This is a genomic window from Sulfitobacter sp. SH22 (genome assembly GCF_965641905.1).
Lineage (GTDB): Bacteria > Pseudomonadota > Alphaproteobacteria > Rhodobacterales > Rhodobacteraceae > Sulfitobacter.
The window spans coordinates 2325680-2342536 of sequence record NZ_OZ282573.1 but is presented as its reverse complement, the minus strand read 5'-3'; the positions used below and the strand labels follow the sequence as shown (position 1 = coordinate 2342536).

The following is a 16857-nucleotide window of genomic DNA, read 5'->3' as shown; positions in this document are numbered from 1 at the left end:
GTTACCAGCCTACCCTCCACCGTGGGGTATTGGAGGGGGCGGGCGTTATGTTGGCCAATCCGGAGGCTTCCATCAGACGCGCCGCTTCTTGCGCCAGCAATCGTTCCTCGGCGTCGCCTTTGACGGGGACACGCCCTGCTTCCAGAAAAAGCGGTGCCGAAAGGGGGGTGACTTTATCTAAGACGCGGTGGTCGATCCGGCTGCCAATACGTGACAACATTTCTTCGATCCGCCCAAAATCAACCAACCCGCGCAGGGCCTCTTGGCGGGTGATGTCGAGCATCAGGTGGTCGGGGTCGTATTTCATGAGCGTGTCGTAAAGAATGTCAGAGCTGAAGGTCGCTTGTCTGCCGGATTTCCGGGCCTGTGGCGTGTTGCGTTCAATCAGTCCGGCGATTGTGGCTGACGCGCGGAAGGTACGTTTCATCACGGCGTTTCCGGCCAACCAAAGATCCAGCCCGTCGTGTAATGCGATTGGGTCAAAAAGCGGTGCCGGATCTTGCACGGGGTCCAGGCCCCAGATCAATGTGGCATAATCGGTTGCCACAAATCCAAGCGGGTTGAGCCCAAGTTCTTCCATGCGTTTGGTCAAAAGAAGCCCGAGGGTTTGCTGGCCGTTGCGCCCTGCGAAGCCGTAAATCACGGTTTGCGCGCGCCCGTCGTGGGGAAAGCTTTCGACCAGTAGGCGGCCGGGTTGGGGCAGTTGGCTGACCTCGCGTTGCAGGGCCAGCCACTGCGCTGTGTGCTCGGGCAAGTCGGGCCAGCTTTCTTGGGTGAACATCCGTTGCACCCGTTCTGATAGCTGCGTCGAGGTCGCGAATTTCGTGCCCATGAAAGATGCGATGCGCGGCTTTTTCGCGGAATCGCGGCTGACTTCAACAGTCATTTCGCGCAGGCCTTCGTATTTGACGATCTGCCCGCCGATCAGAAACGTATCGCCTGCCGTTAGGGTCGCGGCGAAGGCTTCTTCGATTTCGCCCAGAGGTTTGCCGCCCCGGTTGCGTTTCATGCGGACCTTGAGTGTATCGGTGTCCTGGATCGTGCCGATGTTCATGCGGATGCGTTGGCTGCTGCGCGGGTCGCGCAGGGTCCAGAGCCCGTCCCGCAGCATCAGGCGTTGCCATTTGTCATAGGCCCGCAGAGCGTAGCCACCGGTCGCGCAGAAATCGAGGCAGGCGTCGAACTCGGGGCGGGTCAGTGCCGCATATGCGCCGGCGGAGGTGACTTCGGCAAAGAGCGTGTCTGCATCAAACGGGCCGGCGCAGGCCGTGATCAGGATGTGCTGGCACAGCACGTCGCGGGGGCCGGGGCCGCGCGGGTCGCCGTCCAGCTCTCCGGCCAAGACCGCTTCGAGAGCCGCCACGCATTCGACGACTTCGAAGCGGTTGGCGGGGACCAGCAGGGCCTTGGACGGGGCGTTGTAGCGATGATTGGCGCGGCCAATGCGTTGAACAAGGCGTTTCACATTCTTGGGCGCGCCGATCTGGATGACCAGATCCACATCGCCCCAGTCGATGCCCAGATCAAGGCTGCCGGTACAGACGATCGCCCGCAGGTCGCCACGCACCATTGCGGCTTCGACGCGTTCGCGTTGGGTGCGGTCCAGCGACCCGTGATGGATGCCGATGGGCAAGCTGTCGTCATTCGCCAGCCACAGGTTGTGAAAGAAAATCTCGGCCTGGGCGCGGGTGTTGTGGAAAATCAGCGTCGTTTTATGCTGCTGGATTTGATCAAGAACTGCCGGAATTGCATAGGCCGCGCCGCCGCCCGACCACGGCGGGGCCTCAGCAGTGCGCAGCATCTGGATGTCGGGGGGCGGGCCGGGATCGGCCAGAAGGATCGGGCAGGGGTCAGGGTGACGCGCCATGAAATGCGCGATGGCGGCCGGGTCTTCGACCGTGGCAGACAGGCCAACCCGTTTGAGATCGGGGCAAAGGGTTTGCAGCCGCGCCAGCGCCAGCATCAACTGGTCGCCACGTTTGCTTTCTGCCAAGGCGTGGATTTCATCAATCACAACCCGTTTGAGGCCTTTGAACATGCGCGGCGCGTCCTCGTAAGAGGTCAGCAGGGCCAGGCTTTCGGGGGTGGTCAGCAGGATATGGGGCGGGTCGGCCCGTTGGCGGCGTTTGCGGGTTTGTGAGGTGTCGCCCGTGCGGTCTTCGATCCGGATTGGCAGGTCCATTTCGGTGACCGGCGTCGTGAGATTGCGTTTGATGTCGGCGGCAAGGGCTTTGAGCGGGGAAATATAAAGCGTGTGCATCCCCTTGTGGTCACCATCGGCCAGATCGACCAGCGTGGGCAGGAAGCCGGACAGGGTTTTACCACCGCCTGTGGGGGCGATCAGCAGAAGGGCGGGGGCGTCTGCGCGGTCCAGCATGGCTTGCTGGTGCGGATGGACTGTCCAGCCTTTGCTGTCGAACCATGTGGTGAATTGGGGCGGAAGGATGTGCATGGGAGGTAAGATAGGGTGCGATTGCGCAGGAAACAGCCCCGGGCCCGGCAATAAGATTGGGGGCCAGCCCCCAAACCCCCGGAGTTTACATGGCAAAATGAAATCAGGGGCGGGGTGTCAGGCTTCTAATCGCGGATTGAACGAGTTCGGGCAGCGCTGTGTCGGCATTCGTCGGGGCGGCATCGAGGGCGCTGGCAACGTCTTTGACAAGAATACCGATGGTGTTATCGGCGGCAAAACCGTCGCGGGCGAATTCGATGTCATTGAAGCCCGAGGCCAGCCAGTTCTGGCCGGAGGATGTGTGAATGAGCTTGAGGAGTTTTCTTTCATCCAGTCCGGCCTGATCGGCCCAATCCAGCACGAGGCGGGTCATGGCGGTGTTTGAGGCGGCTAGCAGGTTGTTGAGAACCTTGGCCTGCATGCCTGCACCGAAGTCGCCCATATGGTGGAAATGTTTGCCCATGGCGTTGAGCAGGGGTTGCGCGTTTTCCAGATCATCGCTGTCCCCGCCCAGCATGAAGCTGAGGCGCGCCTGTTCGGCCGCGATCTGGGCACCGGACATGGGGGCGTCGATCAGGGTGATATGAGGTGGCACTCGGTCGCGCAGGCCAAGCACGTAGCGCGGGCTGAGGGTCGAGCAGACGATGATCCGGCGCAGGCTGGGAATGGCGGTGAAATTCTGATCGCCGAATAGCACCGCATCGGTCTGGTCGATGTCACGCACGACGGTGATCAGCGTATGGAGGTCTTCGGAGAAGACGGCGATGTCGTCGGTGATGTGTGCCAGATCGGAGGGCACCACGTCATAGCCCCGCGCGGGCAGGTCAGCCGCCCGCAGCGCGGCCAGCATAGGCGCGCCCATGCGGCCACAGCCTGCGACACCGATCAAAGACCGCATTGCATCATTTCACGATGTGTTCGTCTTTGACGAACATGTTGGCCCAGGCGCGGTCCATCAATTCGGGGGTCATTTGGTAGGGTATTCCTTCGAATTCGCAGATTGCGATGATCTGGTCGATCAGGAAGATCGGCTGATAGTTCGCGAATGTATTGTCGATCGTGGGGTATTTATTCTTGAGCAGGTGGATCAGGGTTGGTTCATCCAAGGGCATCTTGCGCTTTTTTGCAACCATCGCAAAGATCTTGAGGAAGTTTTTCTGGTTCGGCCCGTCGATCTTGATCTTGAAGAAGATGCGGCGCAAGGCGGCTTGGTCAAAGATTTCGTTCGGGTGGAAGTTGGTCGAGAAGATCACCAGCGTGTCAAAAGGCACCTCGAATTTCTCGCCCGATTGCAGGGCCAGGATATCCTTGCTTTCCTCAAGCGGAACGATCCAGCGGTTGACGATGCTTTGGGGTGGTTCCTTCTGGCGGCCAAGGTCATCGACGATGAAGATGCCACCTGTCGATTTCAGCTGAAGCGGGGCCTGATAGGTGCGCGCCGTGGGGTTGTAGACCAGATCGAGCATATCAAGGGACAATTCGCCACCCGTGATGACCGTGGGGCGTTCGCATTTGACATAGCGGCTGTCATAGCGGGTCACGCGGCGCAGGGAATTGGGGTCTTGTTCCTCGTCCGAGGCGGCGGAATGCACGATGGGATCATAGACGGTGATGACCTGCGACGCATATTCGATCGCGCGGGGGACGAATATCTTGTCGCCAAGCGCGTCGCGGATGCCATTCGAGATGCTGGATTTACCGTTGCCGGGTGGGCCGTACATCAGGATCGAGCGGCCGGCAGACACGGCAGGCCCGAGGTTGCCGATCAATGCGTCGGGCAATACCAGATGGCCCATTGCCCCTTCGAGCTGGGCGCGGGTGATTTGCATGTTGCGCACCGACTGGCGCTCAACCTGCTCGCGGTAGACCTCGAGCGGGACCTGCATGGGGCCGAAATATTCGGACTGGGCAAGGGCATCAAGCGCGCGCGCCTTGCCCAAATCGGTCAGTTGATAGCCCATTTCATTGCCGTTATTGGCGTTCAGCGTGCCTGTTGCCTCCAGAAGGCGTTGGTCGCGGGCCATGTCGACCAGTTCCTGGGTGACCTGAATGGGCAGACAAATCGCTTTTGCGACTTCGCTGACCATCGTGACATTCTTGCGGTACATGGTTTTGATCATGATATCGCGCATCATGACGACGGGCAGTTTCATGTCTTCGATGGTGCGCGGTGGCGGCGGTGCCAGCACGGTAGAGTTTTGCATGTTCATGAAAAGGCCCTCTGGGTCGAATGATCGTTGACTGGAGATCAAACTAGCAGGCGAATATGGCGTAATTCAGGCTCCGAACAGCGCGCCGAGGATCAAATATATGGCAAGAGCAGGACCGAGCGCCAGCCCCATGGGGAATTTCCTGGTTTGATCCCAGCTGGTCCAATCGGGTGCTAGTTTGCGCAGGGGGGTATATTTTACACCGCGGTGCGTGACGGCTGCCGCCAATAGCGTCGCCATGAACAATGCCATCATCAGCCGCAAATCACCCAAGGCAATGAAAGGCACGCCGGCGGCAATGAATTTCGCGTCACCCGCCCCCATCGCCCCGACGGCATTCAAGAAGATGCCGATGATCAAGGTGACGACCATGGCGAGCAGATGCCAGAGGTACGTTTCGAGCGGCAGGGCAATCGGGCCGATGATCAAGAAGACGGCACCCAATGCCAGCACTGTCGGGTTGGTGATCCGCATGGATGCCAAATCGGTGTAGGCTGCATAAAGGCACAGTGGCAGGACAAAGGGTAAGAACCAAACCGCGGCATAGACGGTGATCGACATCCCCCGTCAGCCCGCGTTTTCCAGCGCACGAAGCGACCGGACGGCTGTTTCAAAATGCTGCGGATGGGTGTTGATTGCGTCTTGAAGCAACCCCTTGCCGGTTTCCACATCGCCTTTTTTGATCGCGGACAGGGCAAGCGTGTGCAACAGCTGGGCGCGTTCGGTCTGGTCCATCTCGATCGGGGGCAGGGTGTATTCACGCTGTGCGCCACGGGCAAGGATCAGGTTGTTCTTGGCGGTGAACAAGGTCGGGTCTTGGCGGATCGCATCGCCAAACAACCATTCGGCAGCTTTGTATTCGCCGCGTGTCAGCTTGGAATAGCCCCAGTTGTTCATAACCGATGCGGGTTTCGTGGTCAGACCGATTGCGATTTCATAAAAGCTGTCGGCCTTTTCCCATTCCTGCTTGCTGTCGGCGACGATCGCCTCGAGACGGTAGCGGTTATAGGTTTCATGGGTCGGGGGCACCGCATCAAGGGTCTTTTCGGCCCTTGCCCAGTCGCCAGAGCGGATCAGCGCATCGGCATAGTCAACGCTGTCGTCGGAGGTGGTGTCTTCCATCTTTACAATCTTTGCCCAGACGGCGGCGGCTTCGGTATACCGTTTTGCACGGACCAGAGATTTCGCCAAACCACGTTTGATATCAATCCGCTCGGGGCTTTCCTTTTCGGTGCGGGCGAAATAATTCACCGCCTCGTTCGGGTCCGCGACCGTCAGCATGACATCATTCAGATTTGTTTCATCAATCACGTTCACGTCTTGAAACGCGCGTGAAACGGTGTTGTCACCGGATTTGTCTCCACAGCCTGCAACAGCGGTGACGCCTGCAATGCAGGCGGCCAAAATCATGGGGTGGCGCATTTTTGCGTCCTTTTACTGCTCTGCCTCGGTCATGGTACCGGCCGGAGTAGGTAGTCACCCGAACCGCGCCGTACCAATTTATAATCTTCTTCTTGAGATGGGATCGTAGCAGAGTTTTCTGATTTTGCGAGTGCTAAGCGTAAATTGTCGCGGATTGCGTCACTTTCGCCATTATCCAGCGCATACGCCTTGCGAAATGTCAGATTTGCCTCGGCTAATTTGCCACGTTCCATCAAAACAACGCCCAGATTGTTCCAGACTTCGGGCTGTGTATCGTCTTTGGCCACGGCCTCGCGAAGCAGCTTTTCCGCCTGACCCAGACGCCCCAGACCCAGATTGGCACTGCCCAGACCTGACAGGATTTCGGCGTTCAATTCGGTGGCCAGGGCCGCACGGTTAAAGGCGCGGATGGCCAGCTCGTATTCACCGGCCTTCATCAGGCGATGGGCGACCTCGACACCGTCTTCGGCGTCCTTGCGTTGGTTCACGCCGGGGGCAAAGGGGTTGGCGTCGGTACGCGATACCCCGAACGCGGGAAAACCGCCTGTTGAACAGGCGGTTAATCCGGTGGTGATTGTCAAACAAAGTACAAGCGTTGGAAGACGCTTGAGACTTTGGTGCTTGATCATCTTGTACCTTCACCTAGCTGGGTAATGCCAATGACCGACGGTGCTACCAGAATGATGAGCAAAGGCGGTACTGTGAGCATCATTGTGGCAAGGGTCATCTTGGTTGGCAACTTGTTTGCGGCTTCTTCGGCACGCATCACGCGTTTATCCCGCATTTCATCCGCATAAACCCGAAGCGCATCCGAAATCGACGTACCAAAGGCAGCGGATTGAACCAGAACGGTCACGAAGGACGAAATATCCTGAATGCCGCAGCGCTCACCCATATCGTTCAAGACGTTGATCTTGTCTTTGCCCGCTTTCATTTCATAAGCGACGACTTCGAATTCCTCTGCCAGGGCCGGGTATGACGCGTGAAGTTCGTGGGCAACACGTACGATACATTGATCCAGTGATTGCCCCGCTTCGACGCAGACCAGCATCATATCCAGCGCATCGGGAAAGCCGCGGGTGATTTCCTCTTTGCGCTTTGCGACGCGTTTGTTCACCCAATAGCGCGGCAGGTAATAGCCCAAGCCACCCGGCCCAACGGTATAGATCATCATCTTTTGTGTGGTCAGACCTTCGCCGCCCCCCAGAAAGTTGACATAAACAATACCGACCACAAGGCCGAGTATGCCAAGGATCATCTGGGCAAAGTGGAAGAACCGCACCGCATCGCGCGAGGAATAGCCCGCCTGACGCAGCATCAGTTCTTTCGCGCTCAGTTCCTCGATGTTTTCGGGTTCAAGGAACTTTGCGAATTTCTGAAGCTGCTCGTTGCGGTCGGTTTGGCGCAAGCGCTGTTGTGACGGACGGCCATCGGACGCCCCCGACTGGGTGCGCTTGAGCTTGGTCAGCGGGTCTTCGGGCTGGCGCGCGATGAACAGAATGGTCAGGCCGATCATCGTCAGCCCCATAACGCCCAGCAAGACAATCCAGCCAAGCGGCCCCATCATGTCGTTGATCGAAGAAAAAATACTCACGATATCCCCCTAAACCTTGATGTCTGTAAGGTTGCGCATCACCAGCAGGTTCGCCCCCAGAAACAGGACGACTGCGATACAACCCGGAATGAACATTTCATGCAACATGACCTCGTCGTAGTAATGCGGGTCACCCAGCTTGATCACGATCAATGCGACAATCGGGAAGGCTGACAGAAACTTGCCGGACCATTTCGCCTCGGCGGTGATGGCGTTCACGCGGCGGAACAGCCGGAAACGCGCGCGGATCACCTTGGCCAGACCGGCCAGGATTTCCGCAAGGTTACCCCCTGATTGCTGCTGAATGGTCACGGCCACGGCAAGAAAGCGCAAATCCTGCATGTCCAGACGTTCGGCCATGTCCTTGAGCGCCTCACCCACATCGCGACCATACGCGGCCTCGTCTGCGATAACGCCAAATTCCGACGCCAGCGGATCCTGGATTTCTTTGGCCACAATGGAAATGGCACTGGTGAACGGGTGACCCACACGCAGCGACCGCACCATCAGTTCAACGGCATCGGGCAGTTGTTCTTCGATCATGCTCATGCGTTTTTTCGCCTTGGCCGAGATCCAGAAATAGACGGCACCAATGCCGATCCCGATCGAAATCACCGCGCGCACCGGCGGTTCGGTGCTGGTGCCGATGGTCAGGCCCAAAAACGCGACAACAGACAGGCCGGCCATGATCATCATCAACTGCTGGGGCGTAAAGGCGATGGCCGCTTTTTGCGCTTTTTCAGCCAGCAAGGAATAGATGGGGACGGATTTCCTATCCATATGCTGCTGCATTTCCTTGCGCAGCTTATCCAGCACTTCCTCGCGGCGGGTACCTTTTTCCAGCATCTCGAGCCGGCGGTTCACGCGGCTGTTGAGGCTGATGGATTTACCAAAAGCGACAAGATACAGACCCTCGACCAGCACAAGAACGCCGATAAAGATAAGACCATAGATAATCGGTTCAATACTCATGAGGGGTATCCTTACTGGGCTGCGATGGGATCATAGATGGAGGCTGGCAGATCATAGCCCCACATCTTGAACCGTTCGGAATAATGGCTGCGCACACCGGTGGCGGTGAAATGGCCGATGATCTTGTTTTCGGGCGTCAGGCCGACGCGCTGGTAGCGGAACAATTCCTGCATCGAAATCACATCGCCCTCCATGCCGGTGATTTCGGTGATCGACGTCATGCGCCGCGAGCCGTCTTGCAAACGCGAGGCCTGCACGATCAGGTTCACAGCGCTTGAAATCTGGGACCGCACCGCCTTGAGCGGCATTTCGATCCCGGCCATGGCGATCATGTTTTCCAAACGGCTGACACCATCGCGCGCAGAGTTGGCGTGGATCGTGGTCATGGAACCGTCGTGGCCGGTGTTCATGGCCTGCAACATGTCGATAACTTCCTCGCCACGGGTTTCGCCGACGATAATCCGGTCAGGGCGCATCCGCAGGGCGTTTTTCAGACAGTCGCGCGGGGAAACCTCGCCTTTGCCTTCCACGTTGGGCGGGCGGCTTTCCATCCGGCCCACATGGGTCTGTTGCAGTTGAAGTTCGGCAGTGTCTTCGATGGTCAGGATGCGTTCATCGTTGTCGATAAACGATGACAATGCGTTCAGCGTGGTCGTTTTACCCGAACCGGTACCGCCCGACACGATGATGTTCAGCCGTGTCGCAACGGCTGCCTGCAAATAGGCGGCCATTTCTTCGGAAAACGCGCCAAAGGACACCAGATCATCAATGCCCAGCTTGTCCTTTTTGAATTTACGAATGGAAACGAGGCTGCCATCCACCGCAATCGGCGGCACCATTGCGTTGAAACGCGACCCGTCCTTCAGCCGCGCATCGACGTAGGGGTTGCTTTCGTCAACGCGGCGACCCACGGCCGAAACGATCTTGTCGATGATCCGCAACAGGTGCTTTTCATCTTTGAACGTGATGTCCGTCAGTTGCAGTTTACCCGCACGTTCCACAAAGATCTGTTGCGGGCCGTTGACCAGAATATCGTTGACCGTGTCGTCTTTTAGCAATGTCTCAAGCGGGCCCAGACCGGTGACTTCGTCATAAAGCTCGGAGTTGAGCTGGATGCGGTCTTCGCGGTTCAAGACGATGGATTTCTCGGACAGGATTTCTGCCGAGATGTCGTTGATTTCCTGCCGCAGGTCCTGTTCGGTCGCGTGTTCAAGCGCCGCCAGGTTCAGGTTGTCCAGAAGCGACCGGTGGAGTTCAAGTTTGATCTCGCTCATCCGCTGCTTGCGCTTGAGTTCCTTGTCCAGTGGTGCAACCGCCGCCGGCTGCGAGGCGCGGCGCATTGATACGGGTCTGCTTGCAGATGGCTCAGCCGGTTTGATCGGTGTCACCGTTGCGGGGGCCGCCTGTTTTGAAGGGACCGCCGCGTTAGACTTTTTATACTTGGAAAACATGTGGCAACTTTCTGGTTAAGCTTGCGCTTGGGAGGTCTTATGCGGCTTTGGCTTCGTCATTTTTCAGGTCGTGAATAGAGGCGGCCAGCTTTGCGAATTCGCGGCGCAACGGGCTTTTGGGTGCAGAAACGGACAAGGGTGTGCCGTGGTCATTTGCCTGAGTCACCTGTTTGCCCCCGTCGGGCAGGTGCACATCAATCGAGAGACCCAGGCTTTCAGCCATACGTTTTACGCGGCTTTTTGCGTTCAGATCGGTGAACTTTGGCGCACGGTTCAAAACATAGCGCAGTTTTTCAACAGGCAGCTCTTCGGATTGCAAAGCACGTTTGAAGCGCAACGCATTCTGGGCGCAGCGCATGTCCAGTTCGAGCATGGCAAAGTAGACATGCGCGTTGCTGAGCACTGTTTCGGTCCATTGAACCAGCGTCGACGGCATATCGACAATCACATAGTCGAACTGATTGCGCGCCACATCCAGGACCCGTTTCACATCCTCTGAGGTGATAATATCAAGCGGCAGGATTTCCGGCGGGGCGGTCAAGACATGAAGCCGGTCTTCATAGGTCAGCAGCGCCTGCCCGAAACTTTCTTCGTCCATGGTTTCTGTCTCTGACAGCATGTCATAAACGACTTCGCGCCGCGGCAGATCAAGGAAGGTCGCAATCGACCCGAACTGCAAATCCAGATCCAGAATACAGACCTTGGGCGGGTGTTTCTTGTCGGCATTGGCCAGTTCCCAAGCAAGGTTCACCGCCATTGTTGTCGCACCTGTGCCACCTGCCAACCCGTGCACAACGATCAGCGCGCCATCTTTGTTGGTGCCGGATTTGAGCTGCGGGGCATGTGGCGCGGGTGTTAGCGTTTCCTCGGGGTCGGCACGCAACCGGTCGATGGCCGCTGACAGCTCACCCTCGGGAAGGGGGTAGGGCACAAATTCATCAGCGCCCTGGCGCAGCAAGGAGTGAAGCGCAGCCGGGCTCATGTCCTCTGCGATCAGGATCACCTTGAGTCCCTGCGCCTTGGCCTGGGTGATGATTTCACCCATCAGAACAAGGTTTTCCTCGTCCGTGGCATCGACCGCCAAAGCGATCAGTTCAAGCGATTGGGATTCGGGTTGGCCAAAGAACGAAAGCGCCTCGGCAAAGCTGAGATCACCCCAGCTTTCGCCCAAGGCATCCTCCATATCTTCAATCAAAAGGTCGAAATTCTGGACATCACGGCTTACCGTGCAAGCGACAATTTGTGGCGCTTCGATTTGTGGCATTGTGCTGCTCATAGCCTTAACTTCCTTCAATACTCGATGCTTGGCAGAACGCTGTCGGGGCCGATGGCCGAGACAGGCATCTCTGCGGTCGCGTGCGGCGGGTCAAACGACCAGTCGCAGTTGTCCTCTTGCAAAGAATATCCCAGTCAACTGGGGCAGGATTGGGGCTAAAAAGTTTCGATTGTAGGATTTTTTGAAACGATCACTGCGGATCGTTGGGTATTAACGACGGATTTTCCGCCCCGTTTACTTTTAAAACGGGGCAAGTCGTTAATAAATAGGGTTATTCGCTCGCAATTGCGGTCGCGTTACCTGTCAGCTGAGTCGGTGGAACGGCGCTGGCGACATAATCACGATAGATGATTTGTGCGTATTTTCCGTCAAGAACGGTCGGATGGCGCTCCACAAAACCGTTCACTTCGGTGACGGTCCGCCGGTTTGCCCGTTCGCGGCCTTGGGAAACGACCAAAGGCTGCGTTTCACCAAAGGAAACAACGGCTTCCAAACGGCTACGCCCGATTCCCTGTGTCGCCAGATAGCTGACCACAGCCTGCGCACGGCGCAAACCCAGGGATTTGTTATAGCGGTTCGACCCTACGGCATCGGTGTGGCCATAGACGCGGAAACGCACTTCGGGGAATTGACGAATCCAGCTGGCTTGCTGGCGCAGAACGGCTTGTGCGTTTCCGTCCAACTGGGCCGAGTTGAATGCGAATGTTACCGTCGACTGCACTTCGCTCGCAAAGCGGTTGGCCAAATCAAAGGTATATTGTTTCTCGCCCGTCATAACCAGACGGTTGTTCAGGGTCGCATCCCCGAAAGTGCCGACATCGGTGATTGAACCGGCTTCGCGGTAAAACTGGGTATAGACGGGATCTGAACTTTGCCCGCAGGCTGCCAGCATCGCAAGGGTTGCGATCAGGCCGGCAGAACTGATTTTTGCTGTGATCCGCGTGTTCATCTGATCAATCCAGTACATAGCCATAAGAGCCACTGAAATCCTGCTTGGCAACTTCGCCTGCAGCACCTTTTGTGGGCGCGCGCGTGCCGGCAGTTACACGACCACTCAGAAACAGGTCTTTCTCGGAAGGGGGGGTGATCCGGTCGGTCGGCAATGCCAATGCTTCGCCACGGGTCGGGGTCACCAGATGGGCTGTGATGATGATCACAAGCTCTGTCTGTTTGCGTTGGTAATTAGCACTGCGAAACAAGGCACCCAGAACAGGCACGTCGCCGATCCAGGGCAACTGGCTGGACGTGTCGGTAAAGTCGTCTTCCAACAGACCCGCAATCGCAAAGCTTTCGCCATCGCGCATCTCGACCGTGGTTGAAGTTTCGCGGCGGGTGAAGGCGGAGATGTTAAAGCCGTTGCCCAAAGATACCGCGTTAGACGGGTCAATGGCAGACACGGCAGCGTTCAGTTCAAGATTGATCAAATCCTTGTCCACGACACGCGGGATAAAGCTCATCTCGACGCCGAAGGGTTTGTATTCCACCGAAATACGATCGCCGGTTTGGGACACAGGGACAGGATATTCGCCACCCGCCAGGAATTTTGCTTCCTGACCGGACAAGGCAACAAGGTTGGGTTCAGCAAGGAAACGAACCGCGCCTTTTTGTTCAAGCGCCTCAAGCAACAGACCGACTTGAGTGGAACCGGCGTTAAAGCCGAACAGCATTGCACCCGCGTTGGTGTTGGTCCCCGGGGTTGATCCGGAAAGCGAATTTGTAATCGCTCCGGATGTGTTGGTGGTGTTCGTACCGCCGTTCAAAGCAAGGTCGCTGCCCAGCAAGCCGTTCAACGCCAAAGAGGCGCTAAGCGACTTGGACACTGACCGTTGCATTTCGGCAAAGCGGACTTTCAACATGACCTGTTGAATGCCCCCCACGCTCATCAGGTTTGACACACGTTCCGGCGCATAGCGTTCGGCCAAATCCAGCGCGCGTTGCAGGCGCTGTGTCGATGAAACGATGCCGGACAAAACAATACCGTCATTCGCCGTGCGAACTTCGATTTTTTCACCGGGCAGAATCTGGCGCAACCGTTCTTTGAACTCGGTAATGTCCGATGCGACCCTGACATCCACGTTGGTGATCAACTGGCCCGCTGCATCCAGCAAGGTCAGCGTCGTCAGCCCAGGGGATTTGCCCAAAACATAGATCGTACGTTCGGACAAAGAAGAAATATCTGCGATGCCGGGGTTCGCAATGCTGAGTTCAGCAAAGGGAATATCGCTTTCGACAACAACCGCGCGGTTCATCGGAACCTCAAGCGTGCGGTTCGTACCCTTTTTGACCACGCGCAAGGTATCAGCCTGCACTGCAGTCGGGGCGGCCATCATCAATGGCATTGCACTTAACGTCAGCCCCAATAGGGCCGCTGTAAGAAATCTATCGATTTTCATGTGACCTGCCTTTGTGATCACGCCTCAAGGTAGGGTCTTAGCGCCCGCCGTTTGGAACACCTTGAGTGCAATTGACTTTTTTTGCAAGAATCAATGAAGCGAGCAGGTGATAACCTGTGGATTAAGAGCAACATATTACATCTACGCCAAAGGCCGCACATTGCTGTGCGGCCTTTTTTTGTGACGTTTTAAGGGTCAATTCGTGCAGGGGATAGGAATTTCCATGACCTCGGCACCGCGGCGGGTACGGATCGTACAGACCTTTTCTTTTTCGATTTCGACCTTCACGGTTTCATTTTGAATGCCCAGAAGGCTGCGTTGGTCGACTTCAATGCTGGACGCGATGGTGTCGTCTTCGGCACCCACCAGCGACAGGGACAGTTTGCCGGTGGATTGCGCCTGAGCCAATGCGGCAACCTGGTTTGGCTTGACCGCAACGGTGACAGTCTGCGCAATCGCCGCCTCGCTGCGTTCGCCGCCCGCACTTTGGTCGATCGCGATCAGCTGGATACCTGCCTGGATCAGCTTGGTAACATCACCAGATCCGCGCTGGCTGGCACCTTCGATGTTGATCCGGCCTGTCCAATAGACGTCAACCCGGTCGCCGGGGCGCAAAAAGCCCGAAACACCGCTGGAAACGTCGACCTTGATGGTAAAGGCGCGTGTTCCGCGTTCCAGCCGTGATGTCAGGCCGGTGTCTTGGCCCGGTTCGGTAACCTTGACGGCCATGATTGCTTCGTCTTTTTCGATGGCGCGCAGGACCACGCGCAATTCGTCGTTATTTTCGGGGAACAGGATTTCGGGATCAATAAACGCCCCTTCTGGAATGGCATTCTGCGGCCAGGCCACCTGACGGACATCATCACGTTTAAGTTGCTGGCCGTATTTCAAAGGTTTGTCGGCAACAAAGACATTCACAGTGGGGACGATCTGCGCCAAAGCGGCTTGCGCCTGGGCGTTCGCCATCTGATATTCACCAATGCGATCTTTGGCGAGATAGACAGCGCCACCAGCGAGGGCGATGCCAGCCAACAGGACCAGTCCAAATAACATCCGCATTTTGTTTACCTCATGTATTCATCCGCCAGAGTGTGTCTGGCGCTTGTTCAGTTCCCAGCCTACAGGTCGAATATGGCCTGAATATGGAACGTCGGCGTCAATACCGGGCCGATGGAAAGTCAAGGTAACGCCCAAATCCACGGCGCAGCTTTTCGGGGGCCTCAAAGGCCTGTCGCGTGACGGGAAGCGATATTCTCAATTAGAATTCACCAGGGGTGAAGACAATTGTCCGGTCGGCCAGTTCAACAGCGCCGTCACGGGTGGAAGTCACCAGAGCGATCGCGAGGCCAACCACGGCAGCGCAAAGTACAACCCAGTCAACGGTAATTGCACCATCGTCTTTGGACATAAATTCTTTGAATTTTAGATACATGCTTTGCGCCTTTCGGCGTTAAGGTGGTTGCATTGAAAATGGCCGCACCCTGTCGTGCAGAATGCGGCCAATCGTATCTTAGCGAACTAAGACTAAGCTAAGTTAGCTAAAGATCTTAGGATCAAACGGAACCAGGAGTAACGGTGCCCATGTAGCTCTTGGTGTTGCTTGTCAGGTTCGACGCGCCAGTTTCGATCGACGAGTAAGCTGCAACGGCCAGGCCAACAACTGCGGCTGTCAAAACAACCCAGTCAACTGTTACGGCGCCGGATTCGTCTTTGTTGAAGTTTTTGATAAAGTTCATCATGGTATGTCCCTCCAAGGATCATTAGGTTTTTCAATCTCAACCCTGTCGACCGTGTGTAGCGCTGTATCTCTCAATTAAGCGCCTGTTCGACTTGGTATGACGCTATATAGCCGTCTGAATGGGGCATGAATTTGGCGACAATTGTGACATTTGTACTTTTCTCGCGGATTGGCCGCCAAATGGCACTAGCTCCTTGATTTTAATGCTTAAAAAATCTTAACTTTTTAAAAATCATTATAAAGCGCGCCGGTTTGAACTTGAATTAAGGCGTTTTGGACACAATCCATGCCACGATTGGCTGGTTTTGGGACCGTTTTCATGTGATATTCCGCGTATCGAGCAGAATAAGCATAAAAAAGCAGGCAAAGATGTTTCGATTATTGACGGTCTCGCTGGTAGCGGGGGCATTGGCGGGGTCAATGCTCTATGCTGATGCGCCTAAACCCTTTCCCAAGTTCGAAGCAAAACGGGTGAAACCGCCCAAGCCGGGCAGCGTCAACAGAATTGACGTGTTCATTGAACCACAGGCGTCCTTGCCTCAGGTTGTGGCGACCCCATCGGGTGCCATTGCCCCGGCAGCACCCGGTCAGTTTGACTGGTTCTGGGAACGCGTATCGCCCGAGGTCGCCAAATCAGGGCCCGGCAGGCTCGAGGTGGCGATGATCACGCTTGCCACCGCAACAAACAAAGTACCCGCCCCCCGGATGCAGCAGATGCAAGAGATCGCGAAAGCCAACGGTGTTGATATCTTGCGCTCAACCATCGGGACCAAGGTTTCGCCGGCACTGGTTCTGGCCGTGATCACCGTTGAATCCGCAGGGCGCGCAGATGCCGTGAGCGGGGCAGGGGCTCAAGGGCTGATGCAGCTGATGCCGGACACGGCCGCGCGCTTTGGTGTCGATGACAGTATGATGCCGACCCAGAACATCCAGGGCGGCGTAAAGTATCTTGATTGGTTGATGGGGCAGTTCGACAGCGACCCCATTCTGGTGCTGGCCGGATATAATGCCGGCGAAGGGAATGTGCGCCAACATGCGGGCGTGCCGCCCTTTGCCGAGACGCGCGATTATGTGCCCAAGGTTCTTGCGGCCTTTCAAGTGGCCAAAGGGCTGTGCCAGACGCCGCCCGAACTGATTTCCGACGGCTGCGTTTTTGCGGCAATGAATTAGGGAACGGCCCCGCAGGCGATTCGCCATAAGGCCATCGGGTACAAACGGCGGCTGTGCTGCTGCTTTTTCCGGTCTGGTATGCCGGCGCATCCATTCTTGGGCTCTGGTGGCCCCGCAAATGGTTCAAGGTACGAAAAAGGGCACCAACCCTGACGGGGGTGCTCTTTCACTTTCGTATC

Annotated in this window: 16 protein-coding genes; 1 reads left to right on the top strand and 15 read right to left on the bottom strand. The window is 56.7% G+C overall.

The genetic code is table 11. The features are described from left to right. Position 1 precedes the first annotated feature (1 nt). From ACSQ13_RS13565 to ACSQ13_RS13495, 15 genes are all read right to left on the bottom strand, one after another. Entirely contained in the window at positions 2 to 2452 is a 2451-nt protein-coding gene (locus ACSQ13_RS13565) for a ligase-associated DNA damage response DEXH box helicase (protein WP_176248176.1), read from the bottom strand. A gap of 103 nt (positions 2453 to 2555) precedes the next feature. After that, positions 2556 to 3350 (bottom strand): NAD(P)-dependent oxidoreductase, encoded by a 795-nt coding sequence (locus ACSQ13_RS13560; RefSeq protein ID WP_176248177.1) that lies wholly within the window; start codon positions 3348 to 3350, stop codon positions 2556 to 2558. Positions 3351 to 3354: 4 nt separating this feature from the next. Continuing rightward, entirely contained in the window at positions 3355 to 4662 is a 1308-nt protein-coding gene (locus ACSQ13_RS13555; protein WP_295511467.1) for an ATPase, read from the bottom strand. Positions 4663 to 4728: 66 nt separating this feature from the next. Then, the gene (locus tag ACSQ13_RS13550; RefSeq protein ID WP_176248179.1) at positions 4729 to 5223 is read right to left on the bottom strand and encodes an A24 family peptidase; all 495 of its coding nucleotides are present in this window, start codon (positions 5221 to 5223) and stop codon (positions 4729 to 4731) included. Between the two features lie 6 nt (positions 5224 to 5229). After that, positions 5230 to 6084 (bottom strand): tetratricopeptide repeat protein, encoded by an 855-nt coding sequence (locus tag ACSQ13_RS13545; RefSeq protein WP_295511464.1) that lies wholly within the window; start codon positions 6082 to 6084, stop codon positions 5230 to 5232. 29 nt (positions 6085 to 6113) lie between these two features. Then, positions 6114 to 6713: a tetratricopeptide repeat protein gene (locus tag ACSQ13_RS13540; RefSeq protein WP_176248181.1), complete on the bottom strand. Its 600-nt coding sequence runs from the start codon at positions 6711 to 6713 to the stop codon at positions 6114 to 6116. After that, positions 6710 to 7678: a type II secretion system F family protein gene (locus tag ACSQ13_RS13535; RefSeq protein WP_255200054.1), complete on the bottom strand. Its 969-nt coding sequence runs from the start codon at positions 7676 to 7678 to the stop codon at positions 6710 to 6712. Before ACSQ13_RS13535 ends, ACSQ13_RS13540 begins: the two co-directional genes overlap by 4 nt. A gap of 9 nt (positions 7679 to 7687) precedes the next feature. Next, on the bottom strand, positions 7688 to 8650 hold the full coding sequence (locus ACSQ13_RS13530; protein WP_176248182.1) for a type II secretion system F family protein: 963 nt from the start codon (positions 8648 to 8650) through the stop codon (positions 7688 to 7690). Positions 8651 to 8661: 11 nt separating this feature from the next. Continuing rightward, entirely contained in the window at positions 8662 to 10101 is a 1440-nt protein-coding gene (locus tag ACSQ13_RS13525; RefSeq protein ID WP_176248183.1) for a CpaF family protein, read from the bottom strand. Positions 10102 to 10138: 37 nt separating this feature from the next. Beyond that, complete coding sequence (locus tag ACSQ13_RS13520; protein ID WP_176248184.1) at positions 10139 to 11377, bottom strand: AAA family ATPase; 1239 nt, start codon at positions 11375 to 11377, stop codon at positions 10139 to 10141. A 271-nt stretch (positions 11378 to 11648) separates the two neighbouring features. Beyond that, positions 11649 to 12344 (bottom strand): OmpA family protein, encoded by a 696-nt coding sequence (locus ACSQ13_RS13515; RefSeq protein ID WP_176248329.1) that lies wholly within the window; start codon positions 12342 to 12344, stop codon positions 11649 to 11651. After that, complete coding sequence (locus ACSQ13_RS13510) at positions 12331 to 13770, bottom strand: type II and III secretion system protein family protein (protein WP_295511456.1); 1440 nt, start codon at positions 13768 to 13770, stop codon at positions 12331 to 12333. The genes ACSQ13_RS13515 and ACSQ13_RS13510 overlap by 14 nt, the downstream gene beginning before the upstream one ends. 195 nt (positions 13771 to 13965) lie before the next feature. Continuing rightward, complete coding sequence (gene cpaB / locus ACSQ13_RS13505) at positions 13966 to 14829, bottom strand: Flp pilus assembly protein CpaB (protein WP_176248186.1); 864 nt, start codon at positions 14827 to 14829, stop codon at positions 13966 to 13968. Positions 14830 to 15028: 199 nt separating this feature from the next. After that, positions 15029 to 15202 (bottom strand): hypothetical protein, encoded by a 174-nt coding sequence (locus tag ACSQ13_RS13500; protein WP_176248187.1) that lies wholly within the window; start codon positions 15200 to 15202, stop codon positions 15029 to 15031. Positions 15203 to 15323: 121 nt separating this feature from the next. Further along, a complete protein-coding gene (locus tag ACSQ13_RS13495; RefSeq protein ID WP_435988116.1) occupies positions 15324 to 15509 on the bottom strand; it encodes a hypothetical protein in 186 nt (61 codons plus the stop codon). Positions 15510 to 15877: 368 nt separating this feature from the next. Here ACSQ13_RS13495 and ACSQ13_RS13490 point away from each other — a divergent pair, with 368 nt between their 5' ends. Next, complete coding sequence (locus ACSQ13_RS13490; protein ID WP_176248189.1) at positions 15878 to 16678, top strand: lytic transglycosylase domain-containing protein; 801 nt, start codon at positions 15878 to 15880, stop codon at positions 16676 to 16678. Positions 16679 to 16857 lie beyond the last annotated feature (179 nt).

What these genes read in the sequence shown, in the direction of transcription:
- ACSQ13_RS13550 (WP_176248179.1), bottom strand. Translation starts at nt 5,223, where the DNA reads ATGTCGATCACCGTCTATGCCGCGGTTTGGTTCTTACCCTTTGTCCTG.
- ACSQ13_RS13530 (WP_176248182.1), bottom strand. Translation starts at nt 8,650, where the DNA reads ATGAGTATTGAACCGATTATCTATGGTCTTATCTTTATCGGCGTTCTT.
- ACSQ13_RS13495 (WP_435988116.1), bottom strand. Translation starts at nt 15,509, where the DNA reads ATGATGAACTTTATCAAAAACTTCAACAAAGACGAATCCGGCGCCGTA.
- ACSQ13_RS13510 (WP_295511456.1), bottom strand. Translation starts at nt 13,770, where the DNA reads ATGAAAATCGATAGATTTCTTACAGCGGCCCTATTGGGGCTGACGTTA.
- ACSQ13_RS13560 (WP_176248177.1), bottom strand. Translation starts at nt 3,350, where the DNA reads ATGCGGTCTTTGATCGGTGTCGCAGGCTGTGGCCGCATGGGCGCGCCT.
- ACSQ13_RS13555 (WP_295511467.1), bottom strand. Translation starts at nt 4,662, where the DNA reads ATGAACATGCAAAACTCTACCGTGCTGGCACCGCCGCCACCGCGCACC.
- ACSQ13_RS13525 (WP_176248183.1), bottom strand. Translation starts at nt 10,101, where the DNA reads ATGTTTTCCAAGTATAAAAAGTCTAACGCGGCGGTCCCTTCAAAACAG.
- ACSQ13_RS13545 (WP_295511464.1), bottom strand. Translation starts at nt 6,084, where the DNA reads ATGCGCCACCCCATGATTTTGGCCGCCTGCATTGCAGGCGTCACCGCT.
- ACSQ13_RS13520 (WP_176248184.1), bottom strand. Translation starts at nt 11,377, where the DNA reads ATGAGCAGCACAATGCCACAAATCGAAGCGCCACAAATTGTCGCTTGC.
- cpaB (WP_176248186.1), bottom strand. Translation starts at nt 14,829, where the DNA reads ATGCGGATGTTATTTGGACTGGTCCTGTTGGCTGGCATCGCCCTCGCT.
- ACSQ13_RS13490 (WP_176248189.1), top strand. Translation starts at nt 15,878, where the DNA reads ATGTTTCGATTATTGACGGTCTCGCTGGTAGCGGGGGCATTGGCGGGG.
- ACSQ13_RS13515 (WP_176248329.1), bottom strand. Translation starts at nt 12,344, where the DNA reads ATGTACTGGATTGATCAGATGAACACGCGGATCACAGCAAAAATCAGT.
- ACSQ13_RS13565 (WP_176248176.1), bottom strand. Translation starts at nt 2,452, where the DNA reads ATGCACATCCTTCCGCCCCAATTCACCACATGGTTCGACAGCAAAGGC.
- ACSQ13_RS13500 (WP_176248187.1), bottom strand. Translation starts at nt 15,202, where the DNA reads ATGTATCTAAAATTCAAAGAATTTATGTCCAAAGACGATGGTGCAATT.
- ACSQ13_RS13540 (WP_176248181.1), bottom strand. Translation starts at nt 6,713, where the DNA reads ATGATCAAGCACCAAAGTCTCAAGCGTCTTCCAACGCTTGTACTTTGT.